General features: G+C 70.4%; 12 protein-coding genes. 9 read left to right on the forward strand and 3 right to left on the reverse strand.

Going from position 1 to position 14,710, the window contains the following annotated elements; all coding sequences use genetic code 11:
* Positions 1 to 98: 98 nt before the first annotated feature.
* The 4 genes from ACMATS_RS30250 (at position 99) to ACMATS_RS30265 (ending at position 5,680) form a co-directional block, all read left to right on the forward strand.
* Positions 99 to 1,157 carry a PAC2 family protein gene (locus tag ACMATS_RS30250; protein ID WP_390778947.1) on the forward strand — a complete coding sequence of 353 codons (1,059 nt, stop codon included), beginning with the start codon at positions 99 to 101 and terminating at the stop codon, positions 1,155 to 1,157.
* Between the two features lie 150 nt (positions 1,158 to 1,307).
* Entirely contained in the window at positions 1,308 to 2,018 is a 711-nt protein-coding gene (locus ACMATS_RS30255) for an HAD family hydrolase (protein ID WP_390778948.1), read from the forward strand.
* Between the two features lie 343 nt (positions 2,019 to 2,361).
* Complete coding sequence (locus tag ACMATS_RS30260) at positions 2,362 to 3,957, forward strand: ABC transporter substrate-binding protein (protein ID WP_391154210.1); 1,596 nt, start codon at positions 2,362 to 2,364, stop codon at positions 3,955 to 3,957.
* Between the two features lie 121 nt (positions 3,958 to 4,078).
* A complete protein-coding gene (locus ACMATS_RS30265) occupies positions 4,079 to 5,680 on the forward strand; it encodes an ABC transporter substrate-binding protein (RefSeq protein ID WP_390778950.1) in 1,602 nt (533 codons plus the stop codon).
* 33 nt (positions 5,681 to 5,713) lie between these two features.
* Here ACMATS_RS30265 and ACMATS_RS30270 read toward each other — a convergent pair whose 3' ends face one another.
* Together ACMATS_RS30270 and ACMATS_RS30275 are read right to left on the reverse strand one after the other, a co-directional pair.
* Positions 5,714 to 6,385, reverse strand: a complete 672-nt coding sequence (locus tag ACMATS_RS30270; protein WP_087928839.1) for a response regulator — start codon at positions 6,383 to 6,385, stop codon at positions 5,714 to 5,716.
* Positions 6,386 to 6,400: 15 nt separating this feature from the next.
* Positions 6,401 to 7,315, reverse strand: coding sequence for a RecB family exonuclease (locus ACMATS_RS30275; protein ID WP_414169697.1), 915 nt, complete (start codon positions 7,313 to 7,315; stop codon positions 6,401 to 6,403).
* Between the two features lie 141 nt (positions 7,316 to 7,456).
* On the opposite strand from ACMATS_RS30275, the gene ACMATS_RS30280 reads away from it, so the two are divergent.
* The 3 genes from ACMATS_RS30280 (at position 7,457) to ACMATS_RS30290 (ending at position 10,552) form a co-directional block, all read left to right on the forward strand.
* Positions 7,457 to 8,698 (forward strand): site-2 protease family protein, encoded by a 1,242-nt coding sequence (locus ACMATS_RS30280; protein WP_414169698.1) that lies wholly within the window; start codon positions 7,457 to 7,459, stop codon positions 8,696 to 8,698.
* A gap of 254 nt (positions 8,699 to 8,952) precedes the next feature.
* Positions 8,953 to 9,840 (forward strand): tRNA (adenine-N1)-methyltransferase, encoded by an 888-nt coding sequence (locus ACMATS_RS30285; RefSeq protein WP_171080361.1) that lies wholly within the window; start codon positions 8,953 to 8,955, stop codon positions 9,838 to 9,840.
* Between the two features lie 157 nt (positions 9,841 to 9,997).
* Entirely contained in the window at positions 9,998 to 10,552 is a 555-nt protein-coding gene (locus ACMATS_RS30290) for a hypothetical protein (RefSeq protein WP_336414240.1), read from the forward strand.
* Positions 10,553 to 10,556: 4 nt separating this feature from the next.
* Here ACMATS_RS30290 and ACMATS_RS30295 read toward each other — a convergent pair whose 3' ends face one another.
* Positions 10,557 to 10,847: a ferredoxin gene (locus tag ACMATS_RS30295; protein WP_390778954.1), complete on the reverse strand. Its 291-nt coding sequence runs from the start codon at positions 10,845 to 10,847 to the stop codon at positions 10,557 to 10,559.
* 248 nt (positions 10,848 to 11,095) lie between these two features.
* Between ACMATS_RS30295 and arc the strand changes: the two genes are divergently transcribed.
* Both arc and dop read left to right on the forward strand, forming a co-directional pair.
* Positions 11,096 to 12,862 carry a proteasome ATPase gene (arc, locus tag ACMATS_RS30300; RefSeq protein WP_390778955.1) on the forward strand — a complete coding sequence of 589 codons (1,767 nt, stop codon included), beginning with the start codon at positions 11,096 to 11,098 and terminating at the stop codon, positions 12,860 to 12,862.
* A 282-nt stretch (positions 12,863 to 13,144) separates the two neighbouring features.
* A complete protein-coding gene (gene dop, locus ACMATS_RS30305) occupies positions 13,145 to 14,656 on the forward strand; it encodes a depupylase/deamidase Dop (protein WP_390778956.1) in 1,512 nt (503 codons plus the stop codon).
* Positions 14,657 to 14,710 lie beyond the last annotated feature (54 nt).

The raw sequence follows: 14,710 nt of genomic DNA on the forward strand, positions 1-14,710 counted from the left end.
GGGAAGGCCGTAGGCTTGGGGGACTGAGCAAGTCAACTGCACGGAACGGCAGCCGGCGGCGGTGACGGAGATCCGCCCCGGTCGGAAGGAGGCGCTGGGTGATCGAGCTTGAGGGGGTACCCGAGCTGATCGACCCGGTCATGATCTGTGCCTTCGAGGGCTGGAACGACGCGGGTGACGCCGCGTCCAGTGCGGTCGCGCACCTGGACCGGGAGTGGAAGGGCGAGGTCTTCGCCGCGCTGGACGCGGAGGACTACTACGACTTCCAGGTCAACCGCCCCACGGTGTGGCTGGACGGCGGGGTACGCAAGATCACCTGGCCCACCACCCGGCTCTCCGTGGTGCGCACCCCGGGCCCCGCCCCGCGCGATCTCGTCCTGGTCCGCGGCATCGAGCCGAGCATGCGCTGGCGCTCGTTCTGCAACGAGATCCTGGGCTTCGCCCACGAGCTGGGCGTGGAGCTGGTCGTGGTGCTGGGCTCGCTGCTCGGCGACACCCCGCACACCAGACCCGTCCCGGTCAGCGGGGTCACCTCCGACCCCGACCTGGCCCGGACCATGGATCTGGAGGAGTCCCGCTACGAGGGCCCGACCGGCATCGTGGGCATCCTCCAGGAGGCCTGCACGCACGCGGGCGTCCCCGCGGTCAGCCTGTGGGCGGCCGTGCCGCACTACGTCTCCCAGCCGCCCAACCCGAAGGCCACCCTGGCGCTGCTCAACCGCCTGGAGGACCTGATCGACCTGCGCATCCCGCTGGGCGAGCTGCCGGAGGACGCCCGGGCCTGGCAGCTGGGCGTGGACCAGCTGGCGGCCGAGGACAGCGAGGTCGCGGAGTACGTGCAGTCGCTGGAGGAGGCCCGGGACACCGCGGACCTGCCGGAGGCCTCCGGCGAGGCCATCGCCCGCGAGTTCGAGCGCTACCTGCGCCGCCGCGACCCGCAGCCGGGCGGCCTGGCCGCCGAGCCGGGGATCGACGGGGGCGGCCGGGACGGCTCGTACCTGCGGGACACGGCCGGCGGCCGCACCCGCCCGCCGAAGCCGCAGGCGAAGGAGGAGGGCGAGGAGGACCGTGCCGACCGCGCGGACCGGCCGGAGGACCGGGCCGAGGACCGCACGGAGGACCGCACCGAGGGGCCCGGCCCGGAGGCCTCGGACTGACCGTGCGGCCCGTACGGCCCGTAGGCCCCGGATATCGACGCGACGTGCCGTGCTGAACGGACGTACACTTGTCGGCCCGGTGGAGGCCGGTCCGCCGTCCCGCAGGGGACCGTGCGGACCGGCCTTCTCGTCCCTTCAGGAGGTGCGCCGATGACCAGCAGCATCCCGGCGGTCGACAGCCGTCAGTCCACGGGTCCGGCCCTGCAGGCGGTCCTGCTCGACATGGACGGAACCCTCGTCGACACCGAGGGATTCTGGTGGGAGGTCGAGGTCGCGGTCTTCGCCGAGCTCGGCCACCAGCTCCTGGAGGAGTACCGCGAGGTCGTCGTCGGCGGGCCGATGACGCGCAGCGCCTCCTTCCTGATCAAGGCCACGGGCGCCAGGATCGCCCTGGCCGAGCTGACGGTGCTGCTGAACACCCGCTTCGCCGAGATGATCGGCGGGGGCGTGCCGCTGATGCCCGGCGCCCGGCGGCTGCTCGCCGAGCTGGCCGCGCACTCGGTGCCCACGGCGCTGGTCTCGGCCTCGCACCGGCAGATCATCGACCGGGTGCTGCACACCCTCGGCCCGGAGCACTTCGCGCTGACGGTCGCGGGGGACGAGCTGACCCGGACCAAGCCCCACCCGGACCCGTATCTGCTGGCCGCGGCCCGGCTCGGGGCGGACCCGGCGCGCTGTGCGGTGGTGGAGGACACCCTGACGGGCGTGACGGCCGCCGAGGCCGCGGGCTGCCGGGTGGTGGCCGTGCCCTCGGTCGCGCCCATCCCGCCGGCCGCCGGGCGCACGGTGGTGGGCTCGCTGGAGGAAGTCGATCTTTCATTTCTGCAGCGTCTGATCCCGGGCCCGAATTACGGGGTGTAAGAGGACGGAAACGCTGGGCGTCGGAGGACCGGTTTTCCGCGCCGAATGCGGCGGCCGAATTCCACCGGGTGCCCCGCGGCGGGGCGGAGTGACGTTCGTCACCGGGCGCGGGGGTCCGGGGGTGGCCGCACGGGGTGGGGAAGCGCTCCCGCGCGAGCGGAAGCGCACCCTTGTGTCCCGATTGATCACCGAGTGCGTGGAAGATTCCCGCGTCCGGATATCGGTCCGTCGTCGACTGTTATCACGGTGTGATATCGCATCAACTTCGCCGTGTTCCGGGGGCCGTGGCGGTCCGGACTAATCTCTTCCGGGAACTGACGCACCACAGGGAGAACCCCGCACAATGAACCGCAAGACCTTGGTGCTGCCGGCCGTGGCAGCCCTGCTGGCCCCCGCCCTCGCCGCCTGTGGCGGCAGCAGCGGATCCGGTACGGGCAAGGCCGTCGTCATCGGCACCACGGACCGGTTCGAGGAGACCACCGACGCACCCGCGCCCCTCGACCCCGCGGCCGCGTACGACATCGGCGCCTGGAACGTCCTGCACAGCACCTTCCAGACCCTGATGCGGCTGCCCCGCTCGGGCGCCACCCCGGTCGGAGACGCCGCCGAGACGTGCAGCTTCGGCGACCGCAACAACGAGCAGTACCGGTGCACCCTGCGCGCGGGCCTGAAGTTCTCCAACGGGCACCCGCTCACCTCCGCGGACGTGAAGTTCTCCTTCGACCGCGTGACGGCGATCAACTTCGAGAACGGCCCGGCCTCCCTGCTGAGCAACATCGACAAGGTGGAGACCCCCACCGACCGTGAGGTCGTCTTCCACCTCAAGTCGCCCGACGCCACCTTCCCGCAGAAGATCGCCACCCCGGCCGGCTCGATCGTCGACCACCAGGCGTACAAGAAGGACGGCCTCGGCGACGGCTTCAAGGTCGTGGGCTCCGGCCCGTACACGCTGAGCACCGACGTCAAGGACGACCGCGTCACCAAGGCCGTCCTCACCAGGAACCCCGACTACCACGGGTCGGTGGAGCTGCAGAACGACAAGGTCGAGATGCGCTTCTACGACGACTCGGCGTCGATGGAGAAGGCGCTCGAGGGCGGCGACATCGACCTCATGAACCGCACCATGCTGCCCGAGCAGATCAGCAGGCTGCGCGACAACCCGCCCAGCGGCGTACGGCTCCTGGAGAACCCGGGCGCCGAGATCAGCTACCTCGCCTTCAACACCGACGACCCCACGGTGAAGAACAAGGCGGTGCGCCAGGCCATGGCGCAGGTCGTCGACCGCCAGGCGCTCACCCGCGACGCCTACAACCGCGCCGACGACCCCCTGTACTCGCTGGTGCCCTCCGGCATCGGCGGGCACCAGAACTCCTTCTCCAACCGGTACCAGGACCCCAGCGCGAGCAAGGCCCGCACCCTGCTGCAGGGCGCCGGCATCACCTCGCCGGTACCGGTCACCCTCACCTACACCACGGACCACTACGGTGAGGCCACCGAGAAGGCGTTCAAGGTGCTGCAGAAGCAGTTGAACGACAGCGGCCTGTTCGACGCCAAGGTCCAGGGCGTCAAGTGGGCGGACTTCCGCCCCGAGGCCGCCAAGGGCAAGTACGCCGTCTACGGCATGGGCTGGTTCCCCGACTTCCCGGACCCCGACAACTTCATCGCGCCGTTCATCGGCAAGGACAACTTCCTCCACTCGCCCTACCGCAACAACAAGATCAGCGGCGAACTGCTCCCGCAGTCCCGCCAGACGGCCGCGCGCGAGTCGGCCAACCAGTACTTCCAGCAGGCCCAGGACATCATCGCCGACGAGGTGCCGGTGCTCCCGCTGTGGCAGGGCAAGCAGTACGTCGCCGTCCGCAACGGCCTCACCGGAGCGGAGTGGGCCCTCAACTCCGCCTCGGAACTGCAGCCCTGGGAACTCGCCCACGGCGCCTAGCGGTTCACCCCCGCCCGCGGGGCAGCTCCACCAGCACCACAGCTCCACAGAACGATCTCAGCAGCCCCACGGCGGCCGTCACCCGTCACCGCCTCAGTCGAGAACTGTGAGGAACGTGCAAGTGAAGAAACGTGACCAGTGGCTCGCCGCCCCGCTCGGCGCGGGGCTCGCCGCCGCCCTGCTCAGCGGGTGCGGATCGGAGGACGGCAAGGCGGCCGGCACCGGGCAGTCGGTGGTCATGGGGATGACCGACGAGGTCGTGACCACCGACCCCGCCTCGGGTTACGACCCCGGATCCTGGCTGCTGTTCAACAACGTCTTCCAGTCGCTGATGAGCTTCCCCAAGGGCAGCACCGTCCCGACCCCGGAGGCGGCCAAGAGCTGCACCTTCAAGGACCACTCCAGCCAGACCTACGAGTGCACGCTGCAGGACGGGCTGAAGTTCACCAACGGCCACCCCCTCACCTCCGAGGACGTCGCCTGGTCCTTCCGCCGCACGATGAAGATCAACGACAAGGACGGCCCGGCCGCCGCGATGCTCTCCACCATCGGGGACATCAAGACGCCCGACAAGTCCACCGTGGTCTTCCACCTCAAGCGCCCCGACGCCACCTTCCCGCAGAAGATCGCCTCCGGTGCCGGCTCCATCGTCGACCACACCGAGTACCCGATGGACAAGCTGCGCACCGACGGCAAGGCCGTCGGCTCCGGCGTCTACAAGCTGGACTCCTTCGACAAGTCCAAGGCCGTCTTCAAGGTCAACGGCTCCTACAAGGGCCCGGCCACCGTGCAGAACAGCGGCATGACGCTGAAGTTCTTCCACGGCGAGCAGGCGGAACTCAAGGACGCCGTCCAGAAGGGCGACGTGGACCTCGCCTACCGCGGCCTGGCCATGAAGGACATCGCCGACCTGCAGGCGGTGGACGCCGACGACAAGAACAAGCTCAATGTGATCGAGGGCTCCAGCGCCGAGATCCAGCACATGGTCTTCAACACCAAGGACCCGGTGGCCGGCAAGGCCGGGGTCCGCAAGGCCATCGCCTACCTCGTCGACCGCAGCGCACTCGTCCGCGACGTCTACAAGCGCACCGCCGAACCGCTCTACTCGGTCGTCCCCAGCGGCATCACCGGCCACAAGACCTCGTACTTCGACCTCTACGGCGACCGCCCCCAGCCCGCCAAGGCCGCCGCGGCCCTGCAGTCCGAGGGCATCCACGGCAAGGTCAAGCTCACCCTGTGGGCCACGCCCATCCGCTACGGGCCCGGCACCGTCGCCGAGTTCCAGGAGATCGCCAAGCAGCTCAACGACAGCGGTCTGTTCGAGGCCGACGTCAAGAGCGTCCCGTTCGAGGAGTACGAGAAGGGCGTCCACGCCGGCGCCTACGGCGTCTACGTCAAGGGCTGGATCCCCGACTACCCCGACCCGGACAACTTCACCGCGCCGTTCTTCGGCGAGGACAGCGAACTGGCCAACAACTACGAGTCCAAGGAGATAGCGGAGAAGATCCTGCCGGCCACCGCCGCACAGGGCAGCCGCTCCGCCACCGTCGACGACTTCGCCAGACTGCAGAACACCGTCGCCCAGGACCTGCCCGTCCTGCCGCTGTGGCAGGGCAAGCAGTACGTGGTCGCCAACTCCCGCATCTCCGGCCTGCAATGGACGCTCGACGCCTCGACCGTCTTCCGCTTCTGGGAGATCGGCAAGTCCGCCAACAAGAGCTGACCCGCCGATCCCCCTCCCGCGCCCCGGTGCCGCCTACTGCGCGCCGGGGCGCACCAGCCCGCTCTCGTAGGCATAGACCGCCGCCTGCACCCGGTCCCGCAGGCCCAGCTTCGTCAGCACATGCCCCACGTGCGTCTTGACCGTCGTCTCGCTGACGAACAGATCCGCCGCGATCTCCGCATTCGACAGACCCCGCGCCACCAGCTTCAGCACCTCGACCTCACGGTCGGTCAGCGTGTGCAGCGTGTCCGGCAACGGCTCCTCGCCCGACGGCAGATGACCCGCGTACTTGTCCAGCAGCCGCCGCGTGATGCTCGGCGCCAGCATCGCCTCGCCGCCCGCCACCACCCGGATCGCCTGCACCAGTTCGTGCGCGGGAGCGTCCTTGAGCAGGAAACCGCTGGCCCCCGCGCGCAGCGCCTCCACCACGTACTCGTCGAGATCGAAGGTCGTCAGCACCAGCACCTTGGCCGGGCCGTTGCGCTCCGGGCCGGTGATCTGCCGGGTCGCCTCGACGCCGTCCATCCGGGGCATCCGGATGTCCATCAGCACCACATCGGGCTGCAGCGCACGCACCTGGTCGAGCGCCTGCAGGCCGTCCCCGGCCTCCCCGACGACGGCCAGGTCCTGCTCGGCCTCCAGGATCATGCGGAAGCCGGTGCGCAGCAGCGGCTGGTCGTCGACCAACAGGACACGGATCGCCACAGGAGAACTCCTTTGCTAGACCGGGTCCATTCTGCCCTGAGCCTCCACGGCCAGCGGATACGGCGGGGGAGTGCCGCCGAATTCCGGGCAGACCGCCTGGTGGTCGCACCAGCCGCACAGCTTCGTCGGCCGCGGACGCCAGTCACCCGTCTCCGTGGCCAGCACGATCGCGTCCCACAGCGCGCGCAGCTTGCGCTCCACCGCCAGCAGCTCCGCCTCGACCGGGTCGTACGTCAGCACGTCCCCGCTGCCCAGATAGACCAGCTGCAGCCGGCGCGGCACCTGCCCGCGCAGCCGCCACACCACCAGCGCGTAGAACATCATCTGGAACAGCGCGTCCTGGCGGTACTGCGGGGCCGGGGCCTTGCCCGTCTTGTAGTCCACGATGCGCACCTCGCCCGAGGGCGCCACATCCAGCCGGTCCACGATGCCGCGCAGCAGCAGGCCCGAGTCCAGCGTCGTCTCCACCACCAGCTCGCGCTCCGCCGGCTCCAGCCGCGCCGGATCCTCCAGCGTGAACCAGCGCTCCACCAGCCGCTCGGCGTCCGCCAGCCACTTCCCCAGCTGCTGCGCGTCCTGCGAGCCGTCCTCCTGCGCGAACAGCTCCGCCAGCTCCGGACGCGCGGCCAGCAGCTCCTCCCACGCGCCCGGCACCATCCCGCGCGCCCGCGGCACGGTGCGCTCGGCCGCCGGGGCGTCGAAGAGCCGCTCCAGCACCGCGTGCACCACCGTGCCCCGGGTCGCCGCCGCACTGGGCTTCTCCGGCAGCCGGTCGATCACCCGGAAGCGGTAGAGCAGCGGACACCGCATGAAGTCCGCCGCCCGCGACGGCGACAGCGACACCGGGCGCGACGGCCGGGACTGCGCGGGAATACGGCCGCCCGCCCCCTCCGGGGCCGGAACGGCGGAATGCTCGGTGGCGGTATCCATGACACAGAACCCTACGGCCCGTCACCGACAGCCGGGCGCATACCATCGACGGCAGGGGTCCCCGCACTGCATGATCGTGTGAAAAGACAGCGCACCGGGCGGGTGCGGGGGGAACGCATCCGACGAGGGGACACCGACACCGTGGAGACAAGCGGCCAGGGCCGATCCGACGGCGGGGGAGCCGGCGGGCAGAGCGACCCCGGGGACCGCAGGCCGCCGCGCCCGCGCGGCACCGGCGGCGGCATCCTCATGGGCCGGCCCTTCGGCGTGCCCGTCTACGTCGCCCCCAGCTGGTTCCTCGTCGCCGCCCTGATCACCTGGGTCTTCGGCGGCCAGCTCGACCGGGTGCTGCCCGAACTGGGCCGCGCCCGCTACCTGGTCTCCCTCTTCTTCGCGGTCGCCTTCTACGCCTCCGTGCTCGTCCACGAACTCGCCCACACCGTGGCCGCCCTGCGCTTCAAGCTCCCGGTGCGCCGCATCCAGCTGCAGTTCTTCGGCGGCGTCTCCGAGATCGAGAAGGAGAGCGAGACCCCGGGCCGCGAATTCGTCCTCGCCTTCGTCGGCCCCCTGCTCTCCCTCGTCCTGGCCGGCCTGTTCTACCTCGGCTGGCTCGCCGTCGAGCCCGCCACCGTCCCCGGCGTCCTGCTCGCCGGGCTGATGATCTCCAACCTGCTCGTGGCCGTCTTCAACCTGCTGCCCGGGCTGCCCCTGGACGGCGGCCGGATGCTCCGCGCCGTCGTCTGGAAGATCAGCGGCCGGGCCATGACCGGAACCATCGCCGCCGCCTGGGTCGGACGGGCCCTCGCCGTCTCCGTGCTCGTCGGCCTGCCCCTGCTCACCCACGGCGGCCTCGGCGACGCCCCCGCCGACTTCGGCGGCGTCGACTCGCTCACCGACGCCCTGCTCGCCGCCATCCTCGCCGCCATCATCTGGACCGGCGCCGGCAACAGCCTCCGCATGGCCCGCCTCCGCGAGCACCTGCCCCGCCTGCGCGCCCGCACCCTCACCCGCCGCGCCGTCCCCGTCGTCGCCGCCACCCCGCTCTCCGAGGCCCTGCGCCGCGCCAACGAGGCGGGCGCCCGGGCCCTGGTGGTCGTCGACGGCCAGGGCACCCCGACCGCGCTCGTCCGCGAGGCCGCCATCGTCGCCGTGCCCCAGCACCGCCGCCCCTGGGTCGCCGTCGGCGGCCTCGCCCAGGACCTCACCGCGGAGATGCACGTCTCCGCCGAGCTCACCGGCGAGGACCTCCTGGAGACCCTCCGCGCCCACCCCGCGACCGAGTACCTCGTGACGGAGGAGAGCGGCGAGATCTACGGCGTCCTGTCCACGGCGGACGTGGAACGGGCCTTCGTGGCCGCGATGGCGAGGCCGGGCGCCCCGTAGGGGCGCGGGGAACTGCGCGAGCAACCACGACGCACCCGCAGCCGACGTCCCCGGGGCTTCGCCCCGGACCCCTGGGGTGGTGCGTCGGCTGCAGGCCGTGGGTGGCTGATCGCGCAGTTCCCCGCGCCCCTTACAGGGCGCCCGGTCGCGCCCACGCGGCGGAGCCGCACATGTGCACAGCCCCGCGCCCCTACGAGGCGCCCCGCACCGCACTCGTGGTCGGCAGGCCGCAGGCCACCCGGTAGGCTGGTCACATGTCCGAACCGACCGGTGCCGCCCGCCGTCGCGGCCCCTTCCAGGTCGGGGACCAGGTCCAGCTCACCGACCCCAAGGGACGCCACTACACCTTCACGCTCGAAGCCGGGAAGCAGTTCCACACCCACAAGGGTGCCTTCCCGCACGACGAGCTGATCGGTGCCCCCGAGGGCAGTGTTGTCCGTACCACGGGAAACGTCGCCTACCTCGCGCTGCGCCCCCTGCTCCCCGACTACGTCCTGTCCATGCCGCGCGGAGCCGCCGTGGTCTACCCCAAGGACGCGGGGCAGATCCTGGCATTCGCCGACATCTTCCCCGGCGCCCGCGTCGTGGAGGCCGGTGTCGGCTCCGGCTCCCTGAGCAGCTTCCTGCTGCGCGCCATCGGCGACCAGGGCATGCTGCACTCCTACGAGCGCCGCGCCGACTTCGCCGAGATCGCCCAGCAGAACGTGGAGCGCTACTTCGGCGGCCCGCACCCCGCCTGGCAGCTCACCGTCGGCGACCTCCAGGACAACCTCTCCGACACCGACGTCGACCGGGTCATCCTGGACATGCTCGCCCCCTGGGAGTGCCTGGAAGCCGTCCGCAAGGCACTCGTGCCCGGCGGCATCCTCTGCTGCTACGTGGCCACCACCACCCAGCTCGCGCGCACCGTCGAGTCCATCCGCGAGATCGGCTGCTTCGCCGAACCGCAGCCGTGGGAGTCGATGATCCGCAACTGGCACGTCGAGGGCCTGGCCGTCCGCCCCGACCACCGGATGATCGGCCACACCGGCTTCCTCGTCACCGCCCGCCGCCTCGCCGACGGCGTCGAGCCGCCGATGCGCCGCCGCCGTCCGGCGAAGGGCGCGTACGGAGAGGACTACGAAGGCCCCAACAAGGGCTGAGCCCCTGGTGCCACGCCACCGGCGCCGCCACCGGGTCCCGCACACCGCGGAACTCGGCGGCGGCGCCGCTGCGTTGAGGGCGAGCCGCTGTTCCCCGGCGACAAGTCGTATGGCACGATGCGGAAGATCCACGTCCTTGCGCATCCTCAGGAGTCACGTGCACCCTGCCGGGCCGCAGCCCCTCCCGCACGCCCGCCCCCGCCCCGCGCACTGGCTCGGCACCGCCGCCGCGCTCGCCGCGGTCATCGCGGGCACCGCCCTGCTGGGCCCCGGCGACACCACCGCACCCGTGGCGATGCGTTCCCCCGCACCCGACGCCCGCGCCGCCCACTTCCCCCTGGACTGCGGCCGGACGCCCGTGGAGGTCGTCAAGCAGGAGGCGGCGGACCTGGACGGGGACGGCCGCCCCGAGACGGCCGCCGTCGTGCGCTGCCGCGCCGGCGGAGGCACACCGCCCAGCGGCGTCTACGTCCTCGGCGCACCGGCCGCGAAGGGCGAACCGCCCCGCGTCGTCGCCACGCTCGTCGACCCGCGGCAGAAGATGAGCGTCACCGCCTTCACCGCGACGGACGACAGGATTTCGGCCACCCTGCTCGGCTACTCCGGGGCGAGCGTGCCGCGATGCTGCCCGGATCTGCGCCGGGCCGTCGAATGGCGGTGGGCCGACGGGAAGTTCGGCCTCACCGCACTTCCCGTCGCAGGGAGTGTGTGACCCGTCACTCCGCGTCGGGGCCGTGCACCTCGACCTTGTCGGACACCCGGCGCACATGGATGCACTCGCCGGGGCACTCCTTCGCCGAGTCCCGGACATCGTTCAGCAACGTCAGCGGAACCGGAGTCGTGGCACCCTTGTCCTGCAGCAGTTCGTCGTCCGCGCTCTTCACATACGCCAGGCCGTCGATGTCCAGCTCGAAGACCTCGGGCGCGTACTGCACACAGATACCGTCACCGGTGCACAGGTCCTGGTCGATCCAGACTTCCAGCTCGCTGAGGCCTTCGTTCTGCACGGTCGTCTCGCCTGCCGTTTCCTGCGTACGTGAATCAAATGGAGCCAGCCCTGACGGGTGTTGACCGAGTCGACGATACAACCGCCCGCTTTCCGATGTTGATGGGTGGGTATCCCCCTCCCGTGAGGACGTGCGCAAGGGTGAAGATCGGACACACTCCGACCGGGTTTGTGATCTAGGGGTTTCAACCTGCACCGGCCCAGGTAGGGTCAGGAAGCGTCCAGCTCCCCTTGGAGGAGGTGAGGACCGTGGCAGCCCACGACGACGACATGAACCGCGGCATCCGGCCGGGACGAGGGTCCGACGACCCCGCGGGCCAGGTTGCCTACCTTGAGCAGGAGATCGCCGTCCTGCGACGCAAGCTCGCCGACTCTCCGCGCCACACGAGGATTCTCGAAGAGCGCATCGTCGAGCTCCAGACCAACCTGGCCGGCGTCTCCGCACAGAACGAGCGGCTCGCGAACACCCTGCGTGAGGCCCGCGATCAGATCGTGGCCCTCAAGGAAGAAGTCGACCGGCTCGCCCAGCCGCCCGCAGGCTTCGGCGTCTTCCTGCAGGGCAACGAGGACGGCACGGCCGACATCTTCACCGGAGGCCGCAAACTCCGGGTCAACGTCAGCCCCAGCGTCGAACTCGAGGACCTCAGGCGCGGCCAGGAGGTCATGCTCAACGAGGCGCTCAACGTGGTCGACGCGATGGCCTTCGAGCGGCACGGCGACATCGTCACCCTCAAGGAGATCCTCGAGGACGGCGAACGGGCCCTCGTCATCGGACACACCGACGAGGAACGGGTGGTGAGGCTCGCCGAGCCACTGCTGGATGCCACCATCCGCCCCGGCGACGCCCTGCTCCTGGAGACCCGCTCCGGCTACGTCTACGAGGTCATCCCCAAGAGCGAGGTCGAGGAACTCGTCCTCGAAGAGGTCCCGGACATCGACTACTCCAAGATCGGCGGCCTGGGAAACCAGATCGAGCTGATCCGCGACGCCGTCGAACTCCCCTACCTCTACCCCGACCTCTTCAAGGAGCACGAACTCCGGCCGCCCAAGGGCGTTCTGCTCTACGGCCCCCCCGGCTGCGGCAAGACGCTCATCGCCAAGGCCGTCGCCAACTCCCTTGCCAAGAAGGTCGCCGAGGTCACCGGCAAGCCCGCGGGGAAGAGCTTCTTCCTCAACATCAAGGGCCCCGAACTCCTCAACAAGTACGTCGGCGAGACCGAGCGGCACATCCGGCTGATCTTCCAGCGCGCCCGGGAGAAGGCCAGCGAGGGCACCCCCGTCATCGTCTTCTTCGACGAGATGGACTCCCTCTTCCGCACCCGCGGATCCGGCGTCAGCTCGGACGTGGAGAACACCATCGTCCCCCAGCTGCTCTCCGAGATCGACGGCGTGGAGGGCCTGGAGAACGTCATCGTCATCGGCGCCTCCAACCGCGAGGACATGATCGACCCCGCGATCCTGCGCCCCGGCCGGCTCGACGTGAAGATCAAGATCGAGCGCCCGGACGCCGAGGCCGCCAAGGACATCTTCTCGAAGTACCTCACCCGAACCCTGCCACTGCACGCCGACGACCTCGCCGAGCACGGGGGAGACGCCCGGGCCACGGTCGACGGCATGATCCAGTCCGTCGTCGAGCAGATGTACGCGGAATCCGAGGAGAACCGCTTCCTGGAGGTCACCTACGCCAACGGTGACAAGGAAGTCCTCTACTTCAAGGACTTCAACTCCGGCGCCATGATCCAGAACATCGTGGACCGGGCCAAGAAGATGGCCATCAAGGCCTTCCTCGACCACAACCAGAAGGGCCTCCGCGTCTCCCACCTGCTCGCCGCCTGCGTCGACGAGTTCAAGGAGAACGAGGACCTCCCCAACACCACCAACCCCGACGACTGGGCCCGCATCTCCGGAAAGAAGGGCGAGCGGATCGTCTTCATCCGCACCCTCGTCACCGGAAAGCAGGGCGCCGACACCGGCCGCTCCATCGACACCGTGGCCAATACCGGCCAGTACCTGTAGCACCGCCGTCCGGCTGCGGATGTCCTTCCCCCGCCCCTCCCGGCGGGGGGCTCCCAGGGCGTCCGCGGCCGGTCGTGCTTTTGCCGGCCGCGCCCCGCGCCCCGCGGGCCCCGGCACGGCACGAACCGGAGCAATGACTGTAATGATCTCCCCAGCGCCGCAAAGCCGTTCTAGGCTCTCTGGTACCGCCGCGCAGCGCGTGGGGGACGCACACGGACCGGAAGCGCAGCGGTACTTGAGCGCGGACCCCATCCCGGGGCGCCGCCGGGCAAGGAGGGCCGCATGACCGTACGGCGAGTAATGGGCATCGAGACGGAGTACGGGATCTCCGTCCCCGGTCACCCGAACGCCAATGCCATGCTCACCTCGTCCCAGATCGTCAACGCCTACGCGGCCGCGATGCACCGGGCACGCCGTGCCCGCTGGGACTTCGAGGAGGAGAACCCGCTGCGGGACGCCCGCGGCTTCGACCTCGCCCGCGAGGCCGCAGACTCCAGCCAGCTCACCGACGAGGACATCGGCCTGGCCAACGTCATCCTCACCAACGGGGCACGGCTCTACGTCGACCACGCGCACCCCGAGTACAGCTCCCCGGAGATCACCAACCCCCGGGACGCCGTCCTCTGGGACAAGGCCGGCGAACGGATCATGGCCGAGGCCGCCGAGCGCGCCGCCCAGCTGCCCGGAGCCCAGCCGATCCACCTCTACAAGAACAACACCGACAACAAAGGCGCCTCCTACGGCACCCACGAGAACTACCTGATGAAGCGGGAAACCCCCTTCTCGGACATCGTGCGCCACCTGACGCCCTTCTTCGTCTGCCGCCAGGTCGTCACCGGCGCCGGCCGCGTCGGCATCGGCCAGGACGGCCACGAACACGGCTTCCAGATCAGCCAGCGCGCCGACTACTTCGAGGTCGAGGTCGGCCTGGAGACCACCCTCAAGCGGCCCATCATCAACACCCGCGACGAGCCCCACGCCGACGCCGAGAAGTACCGCCGCCTCCACGTGATCATCGGCGACGCCAACCTCTCCGAGATCTCCACCTACCTCAAGCTCGGCACCACCGCCCTCGTCCTCTCCATGATCGAGGACGGCTTCATCGCCTCCGACCTCGCCGTCGAACAGCCCGTCCGCACCCTCCACCAGGTCAGCCACGACCCCACGCTGCGCCGCCTGATCACCCTCCGCAGCGGCCGCACACTCACCGCCGTGCAGCTGCAGATGGAGTACTTCGAGCTGGCGCGCAAGTACGTCGAGGACCGCTTCGGCGCGGACGCGGACGAGCAGACCAAGGACGTCCTGGGCCGCTGGGAGGACGTGCTCAACCGGCTGGAGCGCGACCCCATGAGCCTGTCCGGCGAGCTCGACTGGGTCGCCAAGCGCGAGCTCCTGGAGGGCTACCGCCGCCGCGACGGCCTGGACTGGGACGCGGCCCGGCTGCACCTGGTGGACCTGCAGTACGCGGACGTCCGCCCCGAGAAGGGCCTGTACAACCGCCTCGCCGCCCGCGGCAAGATGCGGCGGCTGCTGGACGAGACCGAGGTGGCCCGCGCCAGGACGGCCCCCCCGGAGGACACCCGGGCCTACTTCCGCGGCCGCTGCCTGGAGCAGTACGCGGACGACGTGGCCGCGGCCTCCTGGGACTCGGTGATCTTCGACCTCCCCGGCCGCGACTCCCTGCAGCGCGTCCCCACCCTGGAACCGCTGCGCGGCACCCGCAACCACGTCAAGGAACTCCTGGACCGCTGCCGCACGGCGGAGGAGCTGGTGCGGGTGCTGTCGGGGGGCTGAGCAAGGCCAGAGCAGGGTCTTAAGAACCGGGCGAACCGGGAATCATCCCGGTGG

It is taken from the genome of Streptoverticillium reticulum (genome assembly GCF_047456005.1).
In the GTDB taxonomy this organism is placed as follows: Bacteria; Actinomycetota; Actinomycetes; order Streptomycetales; family Streptomycetaceae; genus Streptomyces; species Streptomyces reticulum.

What these genes read in the sequence shown, in the direction of transcription:
- ACMATS_RS30285 (WP_171080361.1), top strand. Translation starts at nt 8,953, where the DNA reads ATGTCCGAACCGACCGGTGCCGCCCGCCGTCGCGGCCCCTTCCAGGTC.
- ACMATS_RS30260 (WP_391154210.1), top strand. Translation starts at nt 2,362, where the DNA reads ATGAACCGCAAGACCTTGGTGCTGCCGGCCGTGGCAGCCCTGCTGGCC.
- ACMATS_RS30255 (WP_390778948.1), top strand. Translation starts at nt 1,308, where the DNA reads ATGACCAGCAGCATCCCGGCGGTCGACAGCCGTCAGTCCACGGGTCCG.
- dop (WP_390778956.1), top strand. Translation starts at nt 13,145, where the DNA reads ATGACCGTACGGCGAGTAATGGGCATCGAGACGGAGTACGGGATCTCC.
- ACMATS_RS30275 (WP_414169697.1), bottom strand. Translation starts at nt 7,315, where the DNA reads ATGGATACCGCCACCGAGCATTCCGCCGTTCCGGCCCCGGAGGGGGCG.